23 protein-coding genes are annotated in these 23,444 nt (G+C 69.6%); 17 read left to right on the top strand and 6 right to left on the bottom strand.

What is annotated here, in order from left to right; all coding sequences use genetic code 11:
• The first annotated feature begins 14 nt into the window (after positions 1-14).
• A complete protein-coding gene (gene rutF, locus ACTJLF_RS22850; protein ID WP_019657604.1) occupies positions 15-572 on the top strand; it encodes an NADH-dependent FMN reductase RutF in 558 nt (185 codons plus the stop codon).
• 128 nt (positions 573-700) lie between these two features.
• Here rutF and rutR read toward each other — a convergent pair whose 3' ends face one another.
• Positions 701-1,405, bottom strand: a complete 705-nt coding sequence (gene rutR, locus ACTJLF_RS22845; RefSeq protein ID WP_126185923.1) for an HTH-type transcriptional regulator RutR — start codon at positions 1,403-1,405, stop codon at positions 701-703.
• A gap of 223 nt (positions 1,406-1,628) precedes the next feature.
• On the opposite strand from rutR, the gene ACTJLF_RS22840 reads away from it, so the two are divergent.
• The 12 genes from ACTJLF_RS22840 (at position 1,629) to ACTJLF_RS22785 (ending at position 13,516) form a co-directional block, all read left to right on the top strand.
• On the top strand, positions 1,629-2,630 hold the full coding sequence (locus ACTJLF_RS22840; RefSeq protein WP_020723346.1) for an isopenicillin N synthase family dioxygenase: 1,002 nt from the start codon (positions 1,629-1,631) through the stop codon (positions 2,628-2,630).
• 23 nt (positions 2,631-2,653) lie between these two features.
• Positions 2,654-3,040 carry a VOC family protein gene (locus tag ACTJLF_RS22835; protein ID WP_019657607.1) on the top strand — a complete coding sequence of 129 codons (387 nt, stop codon included), beginning with the start codon at positions 2,654-2,656 and terminating at the stop codon, positions 3,038-3,040.
• 80 nt (positions 3,041-3,120) lie between these two features.
• A complete protein-coding gene (locus ACTJLF_RS22830) occupies positions 3,121-4,224 on the top strand; it encodes a BMP family ABC transporter substrate-binding protein (protein WP_019657608.1) in 1,104 nt (367 codons plus the stop codon).
• A 25-nt stretch (positions 4,225-4,249) separates the two neighbouring features.
• Positions 4,250-5,776 carry an ABC transporter ATP-binding protein gene (locus ACTJLF_RS22825; RefSeq protein ID WP_145761576.1) on the top strand — a complete coding sequence of 509 codons (1,527 nt, stop codon included), beginning with the start codon at positions 4,250-4,252 and terminating at the stop codon, positions 5,774-5,776.
• The gene (locus tag ACTJLF_RS22820) at positions 5,769-6,959 is read left to right on the top strand and encodes an ABC transporter permease (RefSeq protein ID WP_440883958.1); all 1,191 of its coding nucleotides are present in this window, start codon (positions 5,769-5,771) and stop codon (positions 6,957-6,959) included. The genes ACTJLF_RS22825 and ACTJLF_RS22820 overlap by 8 nt, the downstream gene beginning before the upstream one ends.
• The gene (locus ACTJLF_RS22815) at positions 6,956-7,888 is read left to right on the top strand and encodes an ABC transporter permease (RefSeq protein ID WP_354325217.1); all 933 of its coding nucleotides are present in this window, start codon (positions 6,956-6,958) and stop codon (positions 7,886-7,888) included. The genes ACTJLF_RS22820 and ACTJLF_RS22815 overlap by 4 nt, the downstream gene beginning before the upstream one ends.
• Positions 7,885-8,598, top strand: coding sequence for a cysteine hydrolase family protein (locus ACTJLF_RS22810; RefSeq protein WP_440883957.1), 714 nt, complete (start codon positions 7,885-7,887; stop codon positions 8,596-8,598). Before ACTJLF_RS22815 ends, ACTJLF_RS22810 begins: the two co-directional genes overlap by 4 nt.
• Positions 8,599-8,611: 13 nt before the next feature.
• Positions 8,612-9,586, top strand: a complete 975-nt coding sequence (locus ACTJLF_RS22805; protein ID WP_184607337.1) for an isopenicillin N synthase family dioxygenase — start codon at positions 8,612-8,614, stop codon at positions 9,584-9,586.
• A 36-nt stretch (positions 9,587-9,622) separates the two neighbouring features.
• Positions 9,623-10,669, top strand: coding sequence for an ABC transporter substrate-binding protein (locus ACTJLF_RS22800; RefSeq protein WP_440883956.1), 1,047 nt, complete (start codon positions 9,623-9,625; stop codon positions 10,667-10,669).
• Positions 10,666-11,781, top strand: coding sequence for an ABC transporter ATP-binding protein (locus ACTJLF_RS22795; RefSeq protein ID WP_019657615.1), 1,116 nt, complete (start codon positions 10,666-10,668; stop codon positions 11,779-11,781). The genes ACTJLF_RS22800 and ACTJLF_RS22795 overlap by 4 nt, the downstream gene beginning before the upstream one ends.
• The gene (locus ACTJLF_RS22790) at positions 11,778-12,701 is read left to right on the top strand and encodes an ABC transporter permease (RefSeq protein ID WP_440883955.1); all 924 of its coding nucleotides are present in this window, start codon (positions 11,778-11,780) and stop codon (positions 12,699-12,701) included. The genes ACTJLF_RS22795 and ACTJLF_RS22790 overlap by 4 nt, the downstream gene beginning before the upstream one ends.
• Before the next feature lie 2 nt (positions 12,702-12,703).
• Entirely contained in the window at positions 12,704-13,516 is an 813-nt protein-coding gene (locus tag ACTJLF_RS22785; RefSeq protein ID WP_157773815.1) for an ABC transporter permease, read from the top strand.
• Between the two features lie 3 nt (positions 13,517-13,519).
• Here ACTJLF_RS22785 and ACTJLF_RS22780 read toward each other — a convergent pair whose 3' ends face one another.
• Positions 13,520-14,272, bottom strand: coding sequence for a hypothetical protein (locus tag ACTJLF_RS22780; RefSeq protein WP_019657618.1), 753 nt, complete (start codon positions 14,270-14,272; stop codon positions 13,520-13,522).
• A gap of 46 nt (positions 14,273-14,318) precedes the next feature.
• Between ACTJLF_RS22780 and ACTJLF_RS22775 the strand changes: the two genes are divergently transcribed.
• The 3 genes from ACTJLF_RS22775 to ACTJLF_RS22765 all read left to right on the top strand — a co-directional run bounded on the left by ACTJLF_RS22775 (position 14,319) and on the right by ACTJLF_RS22765 (position 16,452).
• Positions 14,319-14,918, top strand: a complete 600-nt coding sequence (locus ACTJLF_RS22775) for a LemA family protein (protein WP_019657619.1) — start codon at positions 14,319-14,321, stop codon at positions 14,916-14,918.
• Positions 14,919-15,055: 137 nt separating this feature from the next.
• Positions 15,056-15,901, top strand: a complete 846-nt coding sequence (locus tag ACTJLF_RS22770; protein ID WP_145761631.1) for a TPM domain-containing protein — start codon at positions 15,056-15,058, stop codon at positions 15,899-15,901.
• A 5-nt stretch (positions 15,902-15,906) separates the two neighbouring features.
• Positions 15,907-16,452 carry a TPM domain-containing protein gene (locus ACTJLF_RS22765; RefSeq protein ID WP_145761572.1) on the top strand — a complete coding sequence of 182 codons (546 nt, stop codon included), beginning with the start codon at positions 15,907-15,909 and terminating at the stop codon, positions 16,450-16,452.
• A gap of 115 nt (positions 16,453-16,567) precedes the next feature.
• Here ACTJLF_RS22765 and pdeM read toward each other — a convergent pair whose 3' ends face one another.
• Entirely contained in the window at positions 16,568-17,251 is a 684-nt protein-coding gene (gene pdeM, locus ACTJLF_RS22760; RefSeq protein ID WP_126185930.1) for a ligase-associated DNA damage response endonuclease PdeM, read from the bottom strand.
• A gap of 65 nt (positions 17,252-17,316) precedes the next feature.
• On the opposite strand from pdeM, the gene trxC reads away from it, so the two are divergent.
• Positions 17,317-17,766, top strand: coding sequence for a thioredoxin TrxC (trxC, locus tag ACTJLF_RS22755; RefSeq protein ID WP_019657623.1), 450 nt, complete (start codon positions 17,317-17,319; stop codon positions 17,764-17,766).
• An 8-nt stretch (positions 17,767-17,774) separates the two neighbouring features.
• Here the strand turns inward: trxC and ACTJLF_RS22750 are convergent, their stop codons facing one another.
• Genes ACTJLF_RS22750 through ACTJLF_RS22740 form a run of 3 tightly spaced genes read right to left on the bottom strand, consistent with a single transcriptional unit; the run spans position 17,775 to position 23,361 of the window.
• Positions 17,775-20,576 (bottom strand): ligase-associated DNA damage response DEXH box helicase, encoded by a 2,802-nt coding sequence (locus ACTJLF_RS22750; protein WP_440883954.1) that lies wholly within the window; start codon positions 20,574-20,576, stop codon positions 17,775-17,777.
• Positions 20,573-22,228 carry an ATP-dependent DNA ligase gene (locus tag ACTJLF_RS22745; protein ID WP_126185933.1) on the bottom strand — a complete coding sequence of 552 codons (1,656 nt, stop codon included), beginning with the start codon at positions 22,226-22,228 and terminating at the stop codon, positions 20,573-20,575. Before ACTJLF_RS22745 ends, ACTJLF_RS22750 begins: the two co-directional genes overlap by 4 nt.
• Positions 22,225-23,361, bottom strand: coding sequence for a ligase-associated DNA damage response exonuclease (locus tag ACTJLF_RS22740; RefSeq protein WP_132755159.1), 1,137 nt, complete (start codon positions 23,359-23,361; stop codon positions 22,225-22,227). Before ACTJLF_RS22740 ends, ACTJLF_RS22745 begins: the two co-directional genes overlap by 4 nt.
• Positions 23,362-23,444 lie beyond the last annotated feature (83 nt).

Here is a 23,444-nt window from a genome sequence, read left to right as displayed (position 1 = left end):
AGGAGTCACGCGAGATGCTGCACAACGCCATGGCCTCGAACCCTGCTTCATCGTCACCCAACCCAGCCCTGCTTCCGCAGGGCCTGCAGAAGGCCGACTACCGCAACGCGATGGCGCGGCTGGGCGCGGCGGTGAACATCATCACCACCGACGGCCCCGCAGGCCGCGCGGGCTTCACCGCATCGGCCGTGTGCAGCGTGACCGACGAGCCGCCGACGCTGCTGGTGTGCCTCAACCGTTCGGCCTCGGTGTACCCGGCGTTCAAGGCCAACGGCGTGCTGTGCGTCAATGTGCTGGCGGCCGGACACCAGTCGCTGTCCACGCTCTTCGGCGGCAAGACGCCGATGGACGAGCGCTTCGCCGCAGCCCGCTGGAGCAGCAAGACCACCGGCTCGCCGGTGCTCGACGATGCGGCCGTGTCCTTCGACTGCCGCGTGGTGCACGCGACGAGCGCAGGCACGCACGATGTCCTGTTCTGCGAGGCCGTCTCGATCGCCATCGGCGGTGCGGCGCAGGGCCTCATCTACTTCGATCGCCGGTATCACGAGATCGCTGCACCGCCGCAGCACTGACCCGCTTTATCCCCTCTCCCCTCGGGGAGAGGGTTAGGGTGAGGGGCAACGGCGCTCGCAAGAACAGCAGTGACTTTCAGGCCGCCACCCTCACCCCAGCCCTCTCCCAAGGGGAGAGGGAGCTGGCCTCAGCGCGGCACGATGCCCTGCAGCACGATGCGCTGAACGTTCTCCACCGCACGCTCGAAGAAAGCTTCGTCTTCCAGCGTATGCCCCGACAGCGCCTGCACCTGCACGCCGAAGTCCGCGTAGTGCTGCGTCATTGCCCACAGCGCGAAGATCAGGTGGTGCGGATCGACCGGCGCCAGCTTGCCCGCATCGATCCATGCGCGGATCACTTCCGATTTCTTCTCCACCAGCGTGCGCAGTTCGCGATCGAGTTCGTCGCGCAGCAGCGGTGCGCCCTGGATCATCTCCAGGCAGAAGAGCCGCGACGCATCGGGCCGGTCGCGCGAGATCACCAGCTTGCGGCGGATGTAGCCGCCGATGGCCTCGACCGGGTCCTGCTCGGCGCTGAAGCCGCGCAGCGGTTCGAGCCACAGCGCGAGCAGGTCGCGCAGCACGTTGACGTAGAGCTCTTCCTTGTTCGCGAAGTAGTAGAGCAGGTTGCTCTTCGACACATCGGCGCGCGCGGCCACCTGGTCGATGGAGGTGCCATGCAGGCCGAAGCGCGAGAACAGCCCCAGCGCCGCGCCGAGGATCGCGCTGCGCTTGTCCTCGATCTGGCGCAGCCTGCGGTTCACCGCGGACGCGCTGCGCACCGCAGGCTTCGCGCGCTTGCGTGCGGGACTCTCCTTGCTGGCGCTCGCGGCCAGTGCTTTGGTCTTCGGCATCTTCCCTCGATCCTCCCTCGTTCGTTCGTTCGATCGGTCGGTCCTGCCTCGGCAGGCGTTACGGCGCACCACTGTAAGGCCGTGGTGCATCGCCTTGCGCCGCGACCGCCTTCGCGGCACGGCAATTCGCACCATGCTGACGCGACGGATGGGTTTTGTCCATTTGGTCCAACTGGCACAGACGTTGCATGGCGAAAGGCATGCCAAGCAAGAGGAACCTGCCATGACCCTGCTTTCCGTACCCATCATCGATCTCGCGCCCTACTTCGCCGGCACCGCCGAAGGCAAGGCGGAGGTAGCGAAGAAAGTCGACGAGGCCTGCCGCAGCATCGGCTTCCTCGTCATCACCAACCACGGCATCTCGCCCGAGCTGATCTCGCGCGTGTCGTCGCTCTCGCGCAAGTTCTTCGACATGCCGCTGGGCGAGAAGCGCAAGGTCGATCGTCCGCGCGAAGACGCTGTGCGCGGCTACAGCGCGGTGGGCGAGGAAGGCCTCTCCTACAGCCTGGAGGAAGCGGCACCGGGCGACCTGAAGGAGTCGTTCTCCATCGGCCCCTCGAACGTGCCGGACGACGACTACCACCGCGGCCCCGCCGCAGGCCCGCACTTCGAGCCCAACAGCTGGCCGCCGCTCGAGGGCTTCAAGGAGGCCTACGAGCAGTACTTCGAGGCGATGAGCGATCTCTCGCGCTCGCTGATGCGCGTCTTCGCGCTCGGCCTCTCGCTGCCCGAGACCTTCTTCGACGACAAGATCGACAAGCACATCAGCATGTTCCGCGTGCTGAGCTACCCGCCCCAGCGCGAGCAGCCGCTGCCCGGACAGCTGCGCGCGGGCGCGCACAGCGACTACGGCAGCCTCACCATCGTGCTGCCCGACGACAAGGGCCTGCAGGTGTTCAACAAGGCCGGCCAGTGGGTGGACGTGCCGCAGGTCGAGGGCGGCCTGGTGGTCAACATCGCCGACCTCATGATGCAGTGGACCAACGACCAGTGGGTGTCGACGCTGCACCGCGTGATCAACCCGCCCTTCGAGGTGGCGAGCACCAACCGCCGCCAGTCGCTGGTGTTCTTCCACCAGCCCAACTACGACGCGATGGTCGAGTGCCTGCCGAGCTGCCTCGCGCCGGGCGAGCAGCCGAAGTACGCGCCCATCTCATCGGGCGACCACCTCACCTCCAAGTTCGTCAAGCAGACGACCTTCGGCGGCACCAAGGTCGCGGCCTGATTCCTCGGAGGCGCCCGGATCACATGGCCCACCTGTCCTACGTCAACGTCTTCGCGAAGGACGTGGTCGCGCTCAGCGGCTTCTACCAGCGCGTGTTCGGCTTCAAGGAGATCGAGGCGATCCGCTCGCCCATCTTCCGCGGGCTGGACACCGGCAAGTCGAGCCTCGGCTTCAACGCGCTCGATGCCTACGAGCTGCTGCACCTGAGCGAGTTCTCCGACACGCGCGGCGTGAAGTTCCTGCTGAACATCGACGTCGACAGCCAGGCCGACGTCGACCGCATGGTGCCCGTCGCGCTCGAGGCCGGCGCCACGCTCGTGAAAGCGCCCTACGTCACCTACTACAACTGGTACCAGTCGGTGCTGCTCGATCCCGAGGGCAACGTGTTCCGCATCAATTTCATGATGTAGCGGCGCGCGGCCCTCGCCTCTCTTCTCTCGCTTCTGCTTTTCCCTCCCCCGTCTTCACGCTCCTCACGAAAGGTTGCTCCATGCCGCGCATTTCCTCCAACGGCCCGGCCCTCGGCCTGGCACTGACGCTCGCAGCCTGCGGCGCCTCGTTCTCGCTGCCGGCCGCCGCCGACGGCTTCACGCTGAAGGACAAGCCGAAGATCGCGATGCTCTACTTCGGCCCCAAGAACGACGGCGGCTGGACGCAGGCCTTCGACGAGGCCCGCGTGAAGATCGAGAAGGAGATCGGCCAGAAGATCCAGTTCGTGGAGAACGTGCCCGAGGACGCGTCGGCCATCAAGCCCGCGGCCGAGAAATTCATCCAGCGCGGCGCCAACATCGTGATCGGCACCGCCTTCGGCTACTCCGACAGCTTCAAGGACCTGGCCGCCAAGTACCCCGACGTGGCCTTCCTCAACGGCTCTGGCACCACCAACGGCAGCAACCTCGAGTCGTTCTACGGCCGCACCTACGAGAGCCAGTACCTCTGCGGCATGGCCGCCGGTGCCGCATCGAAGACCGGCAAGCTCGGCTTCGTCGCGGCCAACCCCTTCGGCGTGGTGAACTGGACCATCAACGCCTTCGCGCTCGGTGCGCAGAAGATGAACCCCAACGCCACCGTCAATGTGATCTACACCGGCGCGTGGAACGACCCGGTGAAGGAGCGCGCCGCCGCCGCCGCGCTCATCGACCAGGGCGCCGACGTGATCGGCCAGCACGTGGACAGCCCCACGCCGCAGATCGTCGCGCAGGAGCGCGGCGTGTACGGCACCGGCCACCACCGCGACCTGCGCCAGTTCGCGCCCAAGGCAACGCTGTGCTCCTCCGTGTGGGTGTGGGACCGCTTCCTGACGCCGGAGCTCAAGAAGATCATGGCCGGCGGCTGGAAGCCTGCGCAGTACGGCGCCTTCATCGAGATGAAGGACGGCGGCACCGACATCGCCGGCTTCGGCCCGGCCGTGCCCAAGGACAAGGCAGCCCTCATCACCGCCGAGCGCGACGCGATCATGAAGGGCAAGCAGATCTACGCCGGCCCGCTCGCCGACCGCGACGGCAAGGAGCGCGTGGCCAAGGGCGCCGTTCTTTCGGACGCCGACCTCTGGAAGATGGACTGGTTCGTCAAGGGCGTGGTCACGCAGAAGTAGGCCCGCAGACAAAGCAAGGCCGCACATGCCCAACGCGCTCGAACTCACCGGCATCCGCAAGTCCTTCGACGGCTTCGCGGCACTGACCGACGCCCACTTCGCAGCGCGCTGGGGCGAGGTGCACGCGCTGCTCGGCGAGAACGGCGCAGGCAAGTCGTCGCTGATGAACATCGCGGCCGGGCTCTACGCGCCCGAAGCCGGGCAGCTGCTGGTGGACGACAACGCGGTGCGATTCGCCGGGCCGCGGGATGCGGCGAAGCACCGCATCGGCATGGTCCACCAGCATTTCAAGCTGGTGCGGCCTTTCACGGTGGCACAGAACATCCTGCTCACCGCGCCGCCGCCGGCGGAGTTCCAGAGCCATGGCGAGCGGCTGCGCGAGATCACGCGCGACATCCGCAACAAGGCCGCGGAGCTGGGCTTCGACATCGATCCGTCGAAGCGCGTCGATGCGCTGTCGGTCGCCGAGCAGCAGCGCGTGGAGATCCTCAAGGTGCTGCTGGCGGGCGCGCGCATCCTGATCCTGGACGAGCCGACGGCCGTGCTGACCGACCAGGAGGCTGCGCGCCTGCTGCAGACGGTGCAGGGCCTGGCGCGCAAGGGCTCGGCGGTGGTGCTGGTCACGCACAAGATGGCCGACGTGAAGACCTACGCCGACCGCGTGACGGTGATGCGCGGCGGCCGCACGGTGGCCACGCTGAAGCCGGATGAAGCGTCGGTGGCCGAGCTGGTGAAGCTCACCGTGGGCGAATCGATCGCCGCGCAGGGCTTCCAGCCCTCGGCGGCGCCTCGCGGGCCGGTGCGCCTTTCGGTGCGCGGGCTGCGCACGCCGGCCTCGCCCGAGGGCCGCCGCGTGCTCGACGGCGTGGACCTCGAACTGCATGCCGGCGAGATCTACGGCCTCGCCGGCGTGGGCGGCAACGGACAGGGCGAGCTGGCGGGCGCGATCATGGGCCTGGACGGCGAACCCACCGAAGGCGAGATGCGGCTCGAAGGCCATGGCGACCTGAAGACCATGCCCGCCTCGGTGCGCCGGAGCATCGGCATCGCAGCCATTCCCGCCGACCGCTACGGGCTCGCGCTCGCGGGCGGCCTCTCGGTGGCCGAGAACTACGCCATCGGCCGCGTGCACACCGGCCGCTACGGCCCCGTGTGGCGCCTGCGCCGCGGCCGCATCCAGAGCGACACGCAGGAAGCGGTGCGCGCCTTCGATGTGCAGGGCGTGCGCTCGGTCGCGCAGAAGGCGGCGCTGCTCTCGGGCGGCAACGCGCAGAAGCTGGTTCTGGCGCGCGAGTTCGGCAAGTCGCCCACGCTGGTGCTCGCGCACAGCCCGAGCCGCGGGCTCGACGTGCGCGCCAGCGCCGAGGTGCACGCCAGGCTGCGCGCTGCACGCGACAGCGGCGCGGCGGTGCTGCTCATCAGCGAGGACCTCGACGAGGTGCTGCAGCTCGCCGACCGCGTCGGCGTGATGACGCGCGGTCGTATCGCCGGCGAGTTCGCGCAGCCCGCGGACCGGCAGGCCATCGGACAGGCGATGGTGGACCATGGCTGACGCATCCCTCATGGCCGACATGGCAGCTCCCTCTTCCACATCCTCCACGGCTTCCAAGGCATCTGCTGCCGTCGCGCACGAGGTGCCGCGCACGGTGCAGCCCGTGCAACCGCTGGCACGCCGCCGCTACGCGCTCGAGATCCGCCAGCACATGCCGTGGCGCTGGCAGGCGCTGATCCTTGCGGCCGCGCTGCTCGCGGGCTTCGCGATCTCGGCGGCGATCCTCATCGCGGCGGGCGTACCCGCCGACGAGCTCGCCAACGAGTTCGTGACGCAGACCTTCTTCGACGGCCAGAACTTCCGCGCCGTGCTCTTCCAGGCCGCGCCGATGATCCTCGTCGGCCTCGCGGGCTGCGTCGCCTTCCGTGCGCGTTTCTGGAACCTCGGGCTCGAAGGCCAGATGATCTGGGGCGCCATCGGCGCGACCACCATCTCGATGTGGCAGATCGGCCCCGAGAGCCTGCGCCTGCCGCTCATGTTCGCCGCTGCCATCGGCTGCGGGCTGATGTGGGTGCTGGGGCCCGCGTGGCTCAAGCTCAAGCTCGGCGTGAACGAGATCATCTCCACGCTGATGCTCAACTACATGGCAGCCAACTTCCTGCTGCACCTGGTCTACGGCAGCTGGAAGGACCCGAAGGACAACTTCCCCTACTCGCCGCAGTTCCGCGCCTTCGAGCGGCTGCCCGAGCTGGGCGCGGGCATCGGCAGCTCGATCCTGCTGGCGGGCGTCGTCGCGCTGCTGGCGTGGTGGCTCGCGAGCGTGAGCCGCATGGGCCTGTACCTGCGCTTCGTCGACGCCAACCCGCGCATGGCGCACGCCAGCGGCGTGCCTGTGCGGCGCACCATCTACGGCGCGGTGCTGCTGTCGGGTGCGATGGCCGGGCTCGCGGGCTTCGCGGTGGCAGCGGGGCAGGAAGGCCGCCTCACGCAGGCCTTCTACCAGGGCTACGGCTTCTCGGGCATCCTCATCGCCTTCCTCGCGCGCAACAACCCGCTGGCGGCCACGGTGGTGGCGCTGCTGGTGGCGGCGCTCTTCGTCACCGGGCGCAGCCTGCAGGTGTTCTACCAGGTGCCGTTCTCGATGGTGCAGCTGATCCAGGCGGTGATCGTGGTGTGCGTGGCGTCGAGCGACTTCTTCATCCGCCACCGGCTGCGCCGCGTGGGCGGGGAGGCCGTGCAATGAACGGCGGCATCGTCCTCAACTGGCTCGCGAGCACGCCGGACTTCGCGGTGCCCTATGCGCTCGCCGCGCTCGGTCTCATCATCTGCGAGCGCGCGGGTGTGCTCGCACTCGGCGCCGAGGGACTGATGCTGGTCGGCGCGCTGGCCGGCATCGGCGCGCAGATCGTGATCGGCCAGCCGGCCGTGTCGCTGGTGCTCGCGATGCTGGCTGCCAGCGTGGTGTCGGTGCTGTTCGCGGTGATGGTGATCTGGCTGCGCGTGAACCAGGTGATCGCCGGGCTCGCGCTGGTGTTCTTCTGCCAGGGGCTCACCGCGCTGGTGGGCTCGATGGCCGAGTGGACCAACCATGCGACCGAAGGCATCGGCACGATGGGCCTGTGGCCGCTGTCGATGCTGGCCGGCGTGGGCCGGATCTTCGAGCAGAACGCGATGGTGTGGCTCACGCTGCCGATCTTCGGCGCGGTGGCGTGGTTCTTCGCGCGCAGCTCGGCCGGCCTGCGGCTGCGCGCGGTGGGCGAGAACCCGCAGGCGGCCGACGCGGCGGGCATCCGCGTGACGGCATGGCGCTTCGCGGCGGTGCTCGCGGGCTCGGCGCTGGTGGGGCTGGCGGGTGCCTACATCTCGGTGGTCAGCACCAAGCTGTGGATCGCCGGCATGACCGGCGGCCGCGGCTGGATCGCCGTGGGCCTCGTGATCTTCGCGCGCTGGTCGCCGTGGAAGGCGCTCGTCGGCGCGCTGCTCTTCGGCTGCATCGAGGCGCTGATTCCCCAGCTGGCCGCCGCCGGCGTGCAGCTGCCGCAGTACTTCGTGATGATGACGCCGTATGCGGTGACGCTCGGCGTGATGGTGTGGGTCGCGCTCTCGCGGCGCGGCGCCGATGAAGAGCCCGGCGCGCTGGGCCAACCCTACGTGAGAGAAGAGCGCCGATGAAGGCCTGGGTCTACAACGAAGAGCGCGAGCTCGACGCGGCGAAGTTCGCCGACTACCTCAATCCCGTCACCACCGCTGTCGTCTCCATCGACATGCACCGCGGCCACCTCGACGACAGCCCCGACTGCCCCTGCCCCGCGCCGCGTGCGCGCGACGTGGTGGCGCCCATCGACGGCTTCCACGACACGGTGCGCGCGCTGGGCGTGCGCATCGTGCACGTCAGGTCGGTGCTGCGGCCCGGCGGGGTGGACGACATCAACGGCATTCCGTCGGCATGGCGGCGCACCTTCCCGCTGCACGTGGGCGAGATCCCGAACGCCGACGCGCACGCCATCGAAGGCTCGAGGTGGACCGAGTGGGTCACGCGCGTGGAGCCCGGCGACATGCGCGTGGACGGCAAGCGCCGGCTCTCGGCCTTCTATCCGACCGACCTCGACTTCCTGCTGCGCAACCAGCGCATCGAGACCGTGGTGCTCGACGGCGGCTTCACCGACTGCTGCGTGCTCAACACCGCCTTCGACGCCAGCAACCGCAACTACCGCGTGATCGTGCTGCGCGACCTGGTGCGCGGCACCGACGCGCACCTGGAGGGCGCGGCGCTGGCGATGGTGTCGCTGCACCTGGGGCTGGTGATGGACTCGCGCGAGCTGCTCGACCAATGGGGCGGCGCGCCCTGCCATGGCTCTTCTCCTTCTCCATCCCTTTCCTGAGATCCGACGCCCGATGCCGAACTCCATTCCCCTCGTCGACCTCGGCGGCAACCTCGACCCGAGCACCCCCGCGGCCAAGACTTCCGCCTTGCAGCTGCACGAAGCGCTGAGCACCATCGGCTTCGCCTACATCTCGGGCCACACCGTGCGGCGCGCCACGCGGGACGCGGCCTTCGCGGCTTCGCGCGAATTCCACGCCTCCACGCTCGAGCAGAAGCGCTCGCTCGCGATCAACGCCTTTCATCGTGGCTACATGGGCATGGCCACCTCGACCATCGTGACCTCGTCGGTGGCCAAGGTCACGCGGCCCAACATGAGCGAATCGCTGATGCTCATGCACGAGCTGCCGCCCGACGACCCGGGCCTGCTCGCCGGCCTGCCGATGCAGGGCCCGAACCAGTGGCCCGGGTGGCTGCCGGGCTTCAAGCCCGCGATGACCGCGTACGTGAGCGAAGTGGACGCGCTGGGCCGCTACATCGTGCGCCTGATCGCCATGAGCCTCGGCCTGGAGGCGCACGCGCTCGACCACCATTTCGAGCGCCCGACCACATTCCTGCGCGCGCTTCACTATCCGCCGCAGCCGCCCGTGGAGGACGACCAGATGGGCTCGGCGCCGCACACCGACTACGGAATCATCACGCTGCTCGCGCAGGACGATTCCGGAGGCCTGCAGGTGCGTCCGCGCGGCGGCGACTGGATCGAGGCGCCGCCGATTCCCGACACCTACGTGCTGAACGTCGGCGACATGCTGGCACGCTGGACCAACGACCGCTTCGTGTCCACGCCGCACCGGGTCATCAACCGCTCGGGAGGCGACCGCTACTCGCTGCCCTACTTCCTAGACCCCGGAATGGACGCGCTGATCGAGTGCCTGCCCACCTGCACCGACGCGCAGCATCCCCCGCGCTACGAGCCCGTCACCTACGGTGAGTACCTGCTCGAGCGCCTCGACAAGAACTACGCCTACCGCAAGCAGGCCAACGCCTGAGCGGCCTCTTCTTCCATCTTCCCCAGGACCTCCACCATGAAAAACTTCTCCCGCCGCGACTGCCTGCAAGCCATGGCGGCTGCGGCCGGCACGTCCGCACTCGCGATGCCCGGCATGTCTCTCGCCGCGCAGAGTCTCGTCGTCAACACCTACGGCGGGCGCTGGGAGAAATTCTGGCGCTCCGACCTGATGCCGATGTTCACGAAGTCGGCCGGCGTGGACACCACGCTCGACGTGGGCCTGGGCAAGAACTTCGTCGCCAACCTGCGCGCGGCAGGTGCCGCGAAGCCGCCCTACAGCATCCTGATGGTCAACGAGAACATCGCGAGCCTGGTGCGCGCCGAAGGCTACTTCGAGCCCATTCCCGCGGCCAAGGTGCCCAACCTCGCGAACGCGTACCCCATCCTGCGCAACCCGGACGACAACGGGGTGCGCGGCATCGTCTCGACCATCGGCATCGGCTATCGCAAGGACCTGGTGAAGACGCCGCCCAAGTCGTGGTCGGACCTGTGGAGCAACCCCGAGTTCAAGGGCAAGATCGGCCTCTACCAGATCGGCAACACGGCCGCGATGCTGTTCCTGCTGATGACGGCCAAGCTCTACGGCGGCTCTCAGGACGCGATCGACCGCGCCTTCGTCGAGATCAAGAAGCTGCTGCCGTTCACGCAGGCGGACTGGAGCGGAACGCTTTCGACCATGCTCACGCGCGGCGACGTGACGGTGGCGGTGATCGACTTCCCCGAGATCGTGGCGCTGCAGAAGAAGGGCGTGCCGGTGGAGATGGTCGTGCCCACCGAAGGCGTGCTGGCCTTCGAGCAGTCGTTCAACGTGCTGAAGAATGCGCCGGCCAAGGAAGAGGCCTACAAGTATCTCGACTTCATCCTGCGCGCCGACGTGCAGGAGATGATGGCCAAGGAATTCTTCACCTCGCCGACCAATGTGCGCTCCAGGCTGTCGCCCGAGCTCGCCAAGGACGTGCCGGTGAGCGGTGAGCGCATGAAGTCGATCTTCCAGTTCGACTGGACCAAGGTCAATCCGCAGGTCGCGGCCATCACCGACCGCTGGAACCGGGAGATGAAGTGAGCGCGTCCGCCCCCACCCGCACGGCGACCGGCCGGCGCACCACGCGGGTGTCGCTCGACGGCCTGCGCAAGCGCTTCGACAACGCGCCGGCACCGGCCATTGCGCACCTCGACCTGAAGACCGAGGAAGGCGAGTTCATCTCGCTGCTGGGCCCGAGCGGCTGCGGCAAGACCACCACGCTGCGCTGCGTGGCCGGGTTCGAGTTTCCCGACGAAGGCCGCGTGCGCCTGAACGACGAGGACATCACCGACCTGCCGCCGGAGAAGCGCGACATCGGCATGGTGTTCCAGAACTACGCGCTGTTCCCGCACCTCACGGTGTGGCGCAACCTCGCGTTCGGCCTGGAGATGCGGGGCATCGGCAAGGCCGAGTGCAAGCGCCGAATCGACGACGTGCTCGCGATGGTGCAGCTCACCGCCATGGCCGAGCGCTACCCGCGCCAGCTCTCGGGCGGCCAGCAGCAGCGCGTGGCGCTGGCACGCGCGCTGGTCATCGAGCCGCGGCTCCTGTTGCTCGACGAACCGCTCGCCAACCTGGACGCGGTGCTGCGCGAAGACATGCGCGTGTTCATCCGCGAGTTGCAGAAGCGCGTGGGCATCACCACCCTGTATGTCACGCACGACCAGTCGGAGGCGATGGTGATGTCCGACCGCGTGGCGGTGATGCTCGGCGGCCGGCTGCTGCAGTTCGACGTGCCCGAGGCGATCTACATGCGTCCGCGCAGCGTGGAGGTGGCGCGCTTCATCGGCCGCTCGAACCTCATCGAAGGCCGCGTCGAAGGGCTCACCGACGAACCCGGCCCGTACCCGACCTACCGCGTGAGCACGGCGCTCGGCAGCGTGCCGGCAAGCCACGACCAGCCGCTGGCGACGGGCCAGCCGGTGCACGTGACGATCCGTCCGGAGGCCATCCGCTGGCGCAACGACGGCCCCTACGCCGGGCTGGTGCAGTCGGCCTATTTCCTCGGCAGCACGGTGGAGCACATGGTGCAGTGCGCCGGCGGCCAGAGCCTGCTGGTGCAGACCTCGCCAGGCCAGCGCGCAGAGGCCGGAGCCGAGGCGGCCTTCGCCTTCGACCCGGGCCACGCCTGGATCATCGCGGCTGCGCCATGAATGCCGTGATGACGGCCGAGGCACCGGTGCACGGCGCCGACCGGCTCCATGGACGCAGGGCACGCAAGGGACGCCCGGGCCGGGGCGCGTTCTGGCTGATCGCTCCCGCGCTGGTGCTGATCGGCGTCTTCCTGGTGCTGCCGTACCTCAACATCATCAGCATGAGCCTGCGGCCCACCGCCGTGGGCGCGCCCTATGGCGCGGGCTTCACGCTCGCCAACTACGCCAACGCGCTGGGCGACGGCTACATCCTCGGGGTGCTGGCCGACACGCTGCTGCTCGGCGTCACCACGGTGCCGATCTGCCTGCTGCTGGGCTACCCCGTCGCCTACCACCTCGCACGCACGCGTTCGCGCTGGGGCGGCCTGCTGTACGTGCTGGTGCTGTCGCCATTGCTGGTGGGCGTGGTGGTGCGCAGCTTCGGCTGGCTGATCCTGCTGTCGGGCAACGGTGTCATCAACCGGGCGTTGATCGATCTCGGGCTGATATCGACGGCCCTGCAGCTCATGAACAACCGGCTGGGCGTGACGATCGCGCTGGTGCACGTGTTCCTGCCCTTCATGATCCTGCCGCTGGTGGGTGTGATCCAGAGCATCGATCCGACGCTCGAACAGGCGGCGCGCTCGCTCGGAGCCTCCCGGCTGAAGGTGTTCTGGCGGCTCGTTCTGCCGATGTCGTGGCCCGGCATACAGGCCGGCACCATCCTCGTTTTCGTGCTCACGCTCAGCGCCTACGTGACGCCGGTGATGCTCGGCGGCGCCCAGGTCAAGACGATGTCGGTGCTGGTGGTGCAGAACCTGATCGACAACTTCCAGTGGCCCGCCGGCGCGGCGCAAGCACTGGTGCTGTCGGCCTGCGGCATGGTGGCCGTGTGGCTGTACGCCCGCCTCACCGGGCGCTTCATGAAAGGCCTGCAATGACGATGAAGCGCAAGCCACTGGCCGCGCGTGCGGCCGATGCCATTGGGCTGGCCTACGTCGGCGCGGTCTACGTGTTCCTGCTGCTGCCGATCGCGGTGATCGTGCTGATGTCCCTCAACGCGGGCGAGTTCCTCACCTTCCCGCCGCAGGGGATCTCGCTGCGCTGGTTCGGCGCGCTCTTCGCCAACGAAGCCTTCATGCGCGCCATCGGCACCTCGCTGCAGGTGGCGGCCATCGCGACGGTGTGCTCGAGCGTCATCGGCGTGGCCGGCGCGCTCTACGTGGTGCGCCATGCCACGCGGCTGCGCGAGGGCCTGCGCATGATGCTGATGCTCCCGCTGATGCTGCCCGAGATCCTCACGGCGATCGCGCTGCTGTTCTTCCTGTACGCGAGCGGCATCGGCACGCGCACGATGTTCGGGCTGGTGGTGGGGCACGTGCTGGTCACGCTGCCCTATGTGTTCACCAACGTGGCGTCGGCGCTCTACAACCAGGACGGCACGCTGGAGCAGGCCGCGCGCAGCCTGGGCGCATCGCCGTGGCGCGCCTTCGTGCGCGTGACGCTGCCGCTGATCAAGCCGGGCATCATCACGGGCGCGCTGTTCGCGTTCGTGATCTCGTTCGACCTGTTCAACATGTCGCTGCTGCTCAAGGGCATCGGCATGACGACGCTGCCGCTGCAGCTGTTCGACTACCTGCGCTGGGACTTCGACCCGACGGCCGCAGCCGTGTCGACGGTGAGCATCGTGGTCACGCTGGTGGCGGTGATCTGCGTCGATCGCACCGTGGGGCTGCGCTCGCTGCGCTTCGGCTGAGGCCTAGGGCCGGAGCCACGCGCGCGCTGCGCCCTCCATGTCGCCCTGCGACGCGCGCCACACCATCTCGGGCGCGGCCACGTGCACGCCGGGCGGCGCGATGCGCAGCGTCACGTCGACCAGCTCGGCCACCTTGGCCGCGCGCACCGGCTGCTCGCTGCTGGGCACCATGAAGCGCACCACCGACAGCATCCAGGCAGCGACGCGCTCGAAGGGGTTGGCGAGCTTCGCATTCGCCGGCTTGCGCGCCGAGCGCACGAGGATCACGCGCTCGAAGCCGCAGGCCACCACCGCCTGCTCGTCGAGGCTGGCCAGGCCGCGCTTGAGCGCCTCGGGCAGCCGGCCCTGGTCGTGCGGCAGCACGATGGCCAGCGTCTGCACGCCGCACGAGCGCAGCCAGCGGGCCAGCTCGGGCAGGTCGGAGGGCTCGGGCACCCACAGCGCGCGCTCGCGGTCGTGGTATAGGCGCGGCGGGTCGAAGGCGATGATGGCGGTGTGGGCCGAGGTCGGCGGCCACTGCGCAATGGGCAGACCGGGGCTCAGGTAGGTCTCGACGCCGCGCAGCCCGTCGCGGATCGGCTCCTTCGCGAGCACGCGGGTGTGCGCATGGCGGTGGCTGCCCGCCAGCCGGCGCAGCAGCTCGGCACCCAGCGCACCGGTCGCTCCCGCGATCAGCAGCGTGCCGAAGGCGGAGGAGGCAACGGGCAATACCGCACGGTTGGCGGCTTGCAGGGCTTGCAGCGGATCAAGGGCCATGGAGCCGCCTATGCTACCTTCCGCATCTTCTGCGGAGGTAATGCAAATGATGATGAAGCGCTGGTTCCTGATCCTTGCGGCGGTCGTTTCCCTGAGCGGCTGCGGCTACAACCAGTTCCAGTCCCTCGACGAGGCCAGCAAGTCGGCCTGGAGCGAGGTCCTCAACCAGTACCAGCGCCGCGCCGACCTCGTGCCGAACATCGTGGCCACCGTCAAGGGCGAGGCCAGCTTCGAGCAGGACACGCTCACCAAGGTGGTCGAGGCGCGCGCCAAGGCCACCTCGATCCAGGTGACGCCCGAGACGCTCAACAACCCCGAGGCCTTCAACAAGTTCCAGCAGGCGCAGGGCGAACTGTCCTCGGCGCTGTCGCGGCTGATGGTGGTGTCGGAACGCTACCCCGACCTGAAGGCCAACCAGGCCTTCCGCGACCTGCGCGTGACGCTGGAAGGCACCGAGAACCGCATCACCGTGGCGCGCAACCGCTACATCGAGAGCGTGCAGGAGTACAACGTGCTCGCGCGCAGCTTCCCGACCAACCTCACGGCGAAGATCTTCGGCTATGCGCCGAAACCAAACTTCTCGGTGCAGAACGAGGCGCAGATCTCGACCCCGCCCACGGTCGACTTCAGCCCGAATAAAAAGTAACTCCCCCAGGCTTCGTGCACTTCGTGTCACTTCGCCAACCCCCTCGCCGGGGGCAACACCGGCGGACCGGCAAAGCCGGATCCGCGGTGTTCCTGGAATGGGGCGCGCGCTTGCTGGCGGCGCTGGTCGCGGGCTGGATGCTGCTGGCGGCAGGTGGTGCGCTGGCGCAGAGCCTGCTGCCGATTCCCGCGCTCACGGCGCGCGTGATCGACCAGACCGGCACGCTCGACAGCGCGCAGCGCAACGGCCTGGAGACCAAGCTCGCGGCCTTCGAGCAGCGCAAGGGCTCGCAGATCGTGGTGCTGATGGTGCCGACCACCGCGCCCGAGGACATCGCCAGCTACACGCAGCGCCTGGGCGACGCCTGGAAGGTCGGCCGCAAGGACGTCGGCGACGGCCTGCTGGTGGTGGTGGCCAAGGACGACCGCAAGATGCGCATCGCGACGGCCAAGGCGCTCGAAGGCGCGGTGCCCGATCTCGCGGCCGCGCGCATCATCGACGAGGAGATGAAGCCGCGCTTTCGCAACGGCGACTTCGCGGGCGGGCTCAACGCGGCGGTGGACCGGCTCATCGGGCTGGTCGACGGCGAGCCGCTGCCCGAGCCCTCGCGCAACTCCGGCGGCAGTGGCAACGAGGGTTTCGACTGGGAGAACCTCGCGATCTTCCTGTTCGTGGGCGTCTTCGTCGGCGCGCCGATCGCGCGCGCCGTCCTCGGCAAGAAGCTGGGCACGATGGTCGTGGGCGGCGGCGTCGGGGTGGTCGTGTTCTTCATCACCACCAGCATCGTCATCGCGGTGATCGCGGGCTTCGTGGCGCTCATCGTGTCGCTGGTCGCGGGCACGGGAAGGCCTGGCGGCGGTGTAGGTGGCGGCTGGAGTTCCGGCGGGGGTGGCTGGAGCAGTGGCCGTGGCGGCGGAGGCGGTGGTTTCAGCTCCGGCGGCGGCGGCAATTTCGGCGGCGGCGGCGCGTCGGGGGACTGGTGAACACGATGCGGACCACGAACACCGAACCGAACGACGCGGGCCTCTTCGCGAAGCTGGGCCGCATCTGGCGCCACCGCTGGATCGACGAATCCGAGGTCCGGCGCACGCTTCCTCCGGCTGCGCTGGAGCGCCTTGCGCACCGCGTGACGGCGAGCGAGCGGCGCCACAGCGGCGAGATCCGCATCTGCGTCGAGGCCGGCCTGCCGATGTCGTACCTGTGGCGCCACGCGCCGCCGCGCGAGCGTGCCGTGACGCTGTTCGGCAAGCTGCGCGTATGGGACACGGCACACAACAACGGCGTGCTCATCTACCTGCTGCTGGCCGAACACGCCATCGAGATCGTGGCCGACCGCGGCATCGACGCGCACGTGGACGACGCCGAATGGGCCGCGATGGCACAGCGCATGAGCGCCGCCTTCCGCGAGGGCCGCTTCGAGGACGGGCTCACGCAGGCGCTGGAAGAGATCTCCGCGGTGCTGGTGGAACACTTCCCGCTGGCCGAAGGCGAGCTCGACGTGAACGAGCTGCCCGACGAGCCGGTCGTGCTCTGACCTTCTTCCTCCCTCCCCCTCTGGGGGAGGGCGGGGGTGGGGGCACGCGGCGTCCGCACTGGGCGCCCTGCCTGCCCCCATCCCAGCCTTCCCCCAGAGGGGGAAGGAGCAAAAGTCACTCTTGGACAGGCAGCGCCCAGACGGCATCGCCGCCCACCGCATGAAAGCGCCGCCCCGGCGCCGATTCCATCAGCCACCCGCCCGTGAACTCGCCGAAGGCCGGCAGCACGGCCTGCTGCCCGTCGCTTGCGAAGCAGGGCAGCCGCACGCTGTCGCGGCCCCGGCCGTGGAGCCTGCAGACGGGATGCAGATGCCCGGCGAGCACGAAGTGCGTGGCATGCGTCTGCGGGTGGTGGCAGCAGGCGAAGGGGCCCAGCAGGAAGGGCTCGTCGACCACCTCGATGCCGAGTTCCGGCGGCGGATCGCCGGCGCGGCTGTCGTGGTTGCCGCGCACCAGGGTCATGGCGACGGCCGCATGGCGCGCACGCCAGGGCCCGACGGCGGCGAGCACCGTGCGCGCCTGCGCCGCGTGGAGAAAGTCGCCCAGGAACACGATGCGGCCGGGCGCATGCCTTTCGATCAGCGCGTCGAGCCGCGCGAGGTTCTGCTGCGTGGTGCCGCCGGGCACCGGCTGGCCGAGCGCGCGGTAGGTCGCGGCCTTGCCCAGGTGCAGGTCGGCCACGAAGAGCACCCGCTGGCCGGGCCACCAGAGCGCCCGCTGGGGCAGCAGGTGCAGCAGTTCGCCCGCCCAGTGGACGACGAGCGGCGAGGTGGATGTATCTGTATCTGGAGATCTCACCCGGCCAGTGTCGCAAAACCTGCGATTGCCTTGCAAAGGCCCTCCAGAGCCCCCATCTGCCTGCAATGACCGAATCCCCACCGCTGCACATCGTCTGTCCGCACTGCCACACGACCAACCGCGTCCGCGCGGCGCAGCTGGGCAGCGCGCCTGACTGCGGCAGCTGCCACCGCCCGCTGTTCACCGGCCATTCGACGGCATTGGCGGACGCCGCCACCTTCGAGCGCCACATCTCCCGCAACGAGATCCCGGTGCTGGTCGATTTCTGGGCGCCCTGGTGCGGCCCCTGCCGGCAGATGGCGCCGGCCTACGAACAGGCGGCCGCCCAGCTGGAGCCCCACGTGCGGCTGGCCAAGGTCGACACCGAGGCGGTGCCCGCCCTGGGCGCTCGCTTCAACATCCGCAGCATCCCGACGCTGGCGCTGTTCCGCGGCGGCCGCGAGGTGGCGCGGCAGGCCGGCGCGATGGGCGCAGCGGACATCGTGCGCTGGGTGAAGGCGCACGGCGCGGGCTGAACCTCGCATCAGAGCGGCGGCAGCGGCCTTGAGGGCCGCGACGGCCGCCTGCGGTCGCGCCGCTGGCCCACCGGCTTCGGCGGCTTGCCCGGTCCTTCCTGCCCGAAGGCGAGCGTCCCCTTCACCCGCTCCACGCCGCCTGCCGTGACCACACCGCCCGCGGCCTTCTCGAGCTGCTCGACCATGCGCGCGATGCGGTCGGCCACGTTCTCGTTCGACAGCTTCTCGCGGAACAGCTCCACCATCAGCGGAAACGAGAACGGCGTGGGCCGCACGAGCGGCTTCAGCACCAGCCGCTGCGTGGTGATGCGCTCGAGGCTTGCGCGCAGGCGGCCGATCTCGAGCTCCTGCGCCAGCAGCTCCTGCTCGGCCTGCAACAGCAGCCTGTTGCCGGGGTCGTACTTGCGGAACACCTCCCAGAAGAGCGACGACGAAGCCTGCAGCTGCTTGCTGCTGCGCTTCTCGCCCGGATAGCCCTGGTAGATGAGGCCCGAGACGCGCGCGATCTCGCGAAAGCGCCGCTGCGCCAGTTCGCCCGCGTTGAGCGATGCCAGCACCTCGTGCAGCAGCGCCGCGCGCTGGTCTTCGCCCTCGCCCTGCGGCAGCGTCAGCACCTGCGGCAGCAGCGCCGGCCAGTCGACCTCGGTCGCGCTCAGCAGCTCGAAGCCGTAGTCGTTGACCGCGATCGAGAAGGTGCGGGCCTCGTGCTGCGCGACGCGCCACGCCAGGAGGCTCGCGAGCCCGAGGTGCACATGCCGGCCCGCGAAGGGGTAGAGGAACAGGTGCGAGCCCTCGCGCGTGCTCAGCGTTTCGGCCAGGAGCGTCTGCGGCGTGGGCAGCGCCGACCACTGCTGCTGAATCTCCAGCAGCGGGCGCACGCACTGCAGCTCGGGAGAGTCGTAGCGCCCTTCGCCGGCCTGTGCGAGCTGCTGCACCACCGCGTCTGCCAGCGTGTTCGACAGCGGCATGCGCCCGCCGCCCCAGCGCGGCACCGCAGCCCGCTTGCCGCTGGCGCGCCGCACCCAGGCCGTCATGTCGTGGATGCGCACGAGTTCGAGCAGGCGGCCGCCGAACAGGAAGCAGTCGCCAGGCTTCATGCGCGCGACGAAGCTCTCCTCCACGCTGCCGATCTTCGAGCCGCCGAGGTACTGCACCGAGATGCTCGCGTCGCTCACGATGGTGCCGATGTTCATGCGGTGCCGCCGCGCCAGGCGCGCATCCGGCACGCGCCACACGCCCTCGGCATCGGGCACCACGCGCTTGTAGTCCGGGTAGGCCGCGAGCGACGGTCCGCCCTGCGCCACGAACTCCAGGCACCACTGCCAGTTCTCGCGAGAGAGGTTCTCGTAGGCGGCCGTTCCCCGAACCTCCTCGTACAGGTCGTCGGGCACGAAGCCGCCGCCCAGCGCCACCGTCACCAGGTGCTGCACCAGCACGTCGAGCGGCTGCTCGGGCGAATGGCGCGCCTCGATGTGCCCGGCCGCGATGGCGGTGCGCGCGGCCGAGCCTTCCACCATCTCCACGCTGTGCGTGGGCACGAGCGTGATGCGCGACGGCCGCCCCGGCGCATGGCCCGACCGGCCCGCGCGCTGCAGAAGCCGCGCCACGCCCTTGGGCGAGCCGATCTGCAGCACGCGCTCCACCGGCAGGAAGTCCACACCCAGGTCGAGGCTGGAGGTGCAGACCACAGCCTTCAGCTCGCCGCTCTTCAGGCCCAGCTCTACCCACTCGCGCACCTCGCGGTCGAGCGAGCCGTGATGCAGCGCGATGAGGCCCGCCCACTCCGGCCTGGCCTCCAACATCGCCTGGTACCAGATCTCCGCCTGCGAGCGCGTGTTGGTGAAGACCAGCGTGGTGCTGCTCGCTGCGATCTCCTCGATCACCTGCGGCAGCATCGTGAGGCCCAGGTGCCCGCCCCATGGAAAGCGCTCGGCCACGCCGGGCAGCAGCGAATCGATGACGAGCTTCTTCGGCACCTGGCCCTGCACGAGCACGCCGTCCTCATGGCCCAGCAGCGCATGCATCGCCTCGTGCAGGTTGCCCAGCGTGGCCGACATGCCCCAGACCGCGAGACCCGGGTTCCAGCGCCGCAGCCGCGCGAGCGCAAGCTGCACCTGCACGCCGCGCTTGTTGCCCAGCAGCTCGTGCCACTCGTCGACCACCGCCATGCGCACATGCCCGAGCACCTCGCGTGCATCGGCGCGCGCGAGCAGCAGCGAAAGGCTCTCGGGCGTGGTGACGAGCACCGTGGGCAGGCGCTGGTTCTGCGCGCTGCGCTCGGCCGACGTGGTGTCGCCGCTGCGCGCACCGGCGCTCCATGGATGCACCCGGGCGCCCAGGGCTTCGAGCGGCTGCTGCAGGGCCCTCAGCGTGTCGGCCGCCAGCGCGCGCATCGGCGTGAGCCACAGCACGGTGAGCGGATCGGCAACGGACCGGGCGTTCGGCCGCGCATCCGACAGCTCATTCGCCGACGCGGCCGTCTTGCGCGCCCGCACGAAGGCCTGCAACGCACCGAGCCACACTGCATAGGTCTTGCCCGCACCGGTGGTGGCATGCAGCATGCCCGACCTGCCATCGGCGATCGCCTTCCAGACCTCGCGCTGGAACTTGAAGGGCTTCCATCCGCGCTCGGCGAACCATGCATCGAGGGCGGCCTTGACTGCCTTGCTCCTTCCCCCTTCGGGGGAAAGTCGGGATGGGGGCAGGCGGCCGTCGACGGGCAGCGCCTTCTCGATACGCCGCGTGCCCCCACCCCTGCCCTCCCCCCGAAGGGGAGGGAGTGAAGACGGGGCTTCTGGATCGCTGCTCATTCGGGCAACAACGCCGCCAGCGTCTGAAGCGTGTCGGCCTCTTCCACCGGCTTGTCCTCGCGCCAGCGCAGCATGCGCGGAAAGCGCACCGCGATGCCGCTCTTGTGCCGCGTGCTGCGCGCGATGCCTTCGAAGCCGAGTTCGAACACCAGCGTGGGCTTCACGCTCTTCACCGGGCCGAAGCTCTCCACGGTGGTCTTGCGGATGATCGCGTCCACGCGCGCCATCTCGGCATCGGTGAGGCCCGAGTAGGCCTTGGCGAAGGGCACGAGCCTGCGGTCTTCCTGCCCGGGCGGGCCGTCCCACACCGCGAAGGTGTAGTCGCTGAAGAGGCTGGCGCGCCGGCCGTGGCCGCGCTGCGCGTAGATCAGCACCGCGTCGACGCTCAGCGGATCGATCTTCCACTTCCACCACACGCCCACGTCCTTGGTGCGGCCCACGCCGTACTGCGCGTCGCGGCGCTTGAGCATCATCCCTTCCACGCCCATGGCGCGCGCCGCCTCGCGCTGCCGCGCGAGGTCGGGCCAGTCGGCCCCGGCGAGCATCGGGCTGGGCAGCAGCGAGGGGTGGTCCATGCGCCCGACCAGTTCGTCGAGCAGCACGCGGCGCTCCGACTGGGGCAGCGCGCGCAGGTCGCGCCCCTCCCATTCGAGGATGTCGTAGACCAGCAGCACAACCGGTATGTCGCGCAGCAGCTTGGCGCCGAGCGTCTTGCGGCCGATGCGCTTCTGCAGCTCGGCGAAGGGCTGCACGCGGCCCTCGCGCCAGACGACGATCTCGCCGTCGAGCACCGTGCCGTCGGGCAGCGCCTCGCCGAGCGCGGCGAGTTCGGGGAAGCGCTCGGTCACCAGTTCCTCGCCGCGCGACCACACCCACACCGTGCCCGCGCGCGTCACCAGTTGCGCGCGGATGCCGTCCCACTTCCATTCGACGATCCAGTCCGAGGGCGGCCCCAGCACCGCGTCGAACTGCTCCAGCGGCAGGTTGAAGGGATGCGCAAGGAAGAAGGGATAGGGCTGGCCGCTGGTCTTCTGCTCCTGCTCGGTGCCCGACTCGGGCGCGATGAGCGACTGGTAGTCGGCGGCCCGCGGCCTTCCTCCGATGTGCGTGTAGCCCATGAGCCGCTGCGCCACGCGCTTGGCGTCGATGCCGCCCACGGCCGCGAGCGCCTGCGTGACCTGCAGCTTCGACACGCCGACGCGGAACGCGCCGGTGATGAGCTTGAAGTACACCAGCCGCTCCTCGGGCGCGAGCTGCCGCCACTGCGCACGCAGGCGGTCGGCAAGCTCGTCGGGCGCGTTCTTCGCGGCGTCGCGCAGCGGCAGCAGGTGCTGCTCGACCCATGCGGCAAGGCCCAGGTCGTGCGCGTCGGTGGGTGGCGGCAGCAGCAGCGCGATGGTCTCGGCCAGGTCGCCCACCGCGTCGTAGCTCTCGTCGAACAGCCACTCGGGCAGGCCCGCCGCCTCCTGCGCGAGCAGCCGCAGCAGCTTGACGGGCACCAGCTGGCGCGGCTTGCCGCCCGCGAGGAAATAGACGGCCCAGGCCGCATCCGCCGGGTCGGCCTCGCGCAGGTAGCGCTGCAATGCGGCCTGCTTGGCGAGGTTCGACGTGCTGGCGTCGAGCTCGTGGTACAGCGCGGCGAAGGCCTTCACTGCATCTCTCCTTCCCCCTCTGAGGGAAGGTTGGGATGGGGGCTCTCGGCCTCCCCGTCGAGCGCCGCCTGCCCTCTCCCCTGCCCGCCCCCAGAGGAGGAGGAGGAGGGAGTCTCCTGATCATCTTCATCGCCGTACTCGGTCCTGAAGGACTGCGCATCGAGCCCGTTCTCGGTGAGCCACCGCACCATCACCTGCACGCTGCCATGCGTGACGAACACACGCTCGGCCCCGGTGCCGGCGATGGCCTGCTGCAGGCCGGGCCAGTCGGCGTGGTCGGACATCACGAAGCCCCGGTCCACGCCGCGCCGCCTGCGCGCGCCGCGCAGCTGCATCCAGCCGCTGGCGAAGGCGTCGGCGTAGTTGCCGAAGCGCTTCATCCATGGCGAGCCCTGCGCGGAAGGAGGCGCGAGCACCAGCGCGCGCTTCAGCAGTGCGGCATCGACGCCTTCGTCTCCCACGCGCAAGGTGGGCGGCAATGCGACGCCGGCCGCCCGGTAGACGGCATTGAGCGGCTCCACCGCGCCGTGCACGACGATGGGTCCGATGCTCGCGTCCACGCCGTGCAGGATGCGCTGCGCCTTGCCGAAGGCATAGCAGAACAGCACCGAGGCGCGGCCGGCTTCGGCGTTGGCGCGCCACCATGCGTCGATCTGCGCGAACAGCACCGGCTGCGTGGGCCAGCGGTAGACCGGCAGGCCGAAGGTCGATTCGGTGATGAAGGTGTCGCAGGGCACCGGCTCGAACGGCGGGCAGGTGCCGTCGGGCTCGGTCTTGTAGTCGCCCGAGGCCACCCACACGCGCCCGCCGTGCTCGAGCCGCACCTGCGCCGAGCCCAGCACATGGCCCGCCGGATGCAGCGAGACGCGCACGCCGTGGTGCTCGATCACCTCGCCGTAGGGCAGCGTCTGCAGCGCGATGTCGCGGCCCAGGCGCGCGCGCAGCGTGCCGGCGCTGTCGGTGTGCGCGAGGTAGTGCCCGTGCCCGGCTCGCGCGTGGTCGGAATGCGCATGCGTGATGACGGCGCGCGCCACCGGCCGCCACGGGTCGATGTAGAAATCGCCGGGCGGGCAGTACAGGCCCTCGGGCCTGGCGACGACGAGGAGGTCTTCTTCCTGCTTTGCGGGAGGCATGGCCCGCCATCGTAGGCGCTGGCGGGCTTCTGCGCCGCCGTGCGCCGGGCGCAAAGCGTTGTGGGCGGGCGCCTACCCGCCGG

Source organism: Variovorax sp. 22077, from assembly GCF_052044195.1.
In the GTDB taxonomy this organism is placed as follows: Bacteria; Pseudomonadota; Gammaproteobacteria; order Burkholderiales; family Burkholderiaceae_C; genus Variovorax; species Variovorax atrisoli.
Note: the sequence above shows the minus strand (reverse complement) of the source record. Positions and strands in the feature narration are given on the sequence as shown.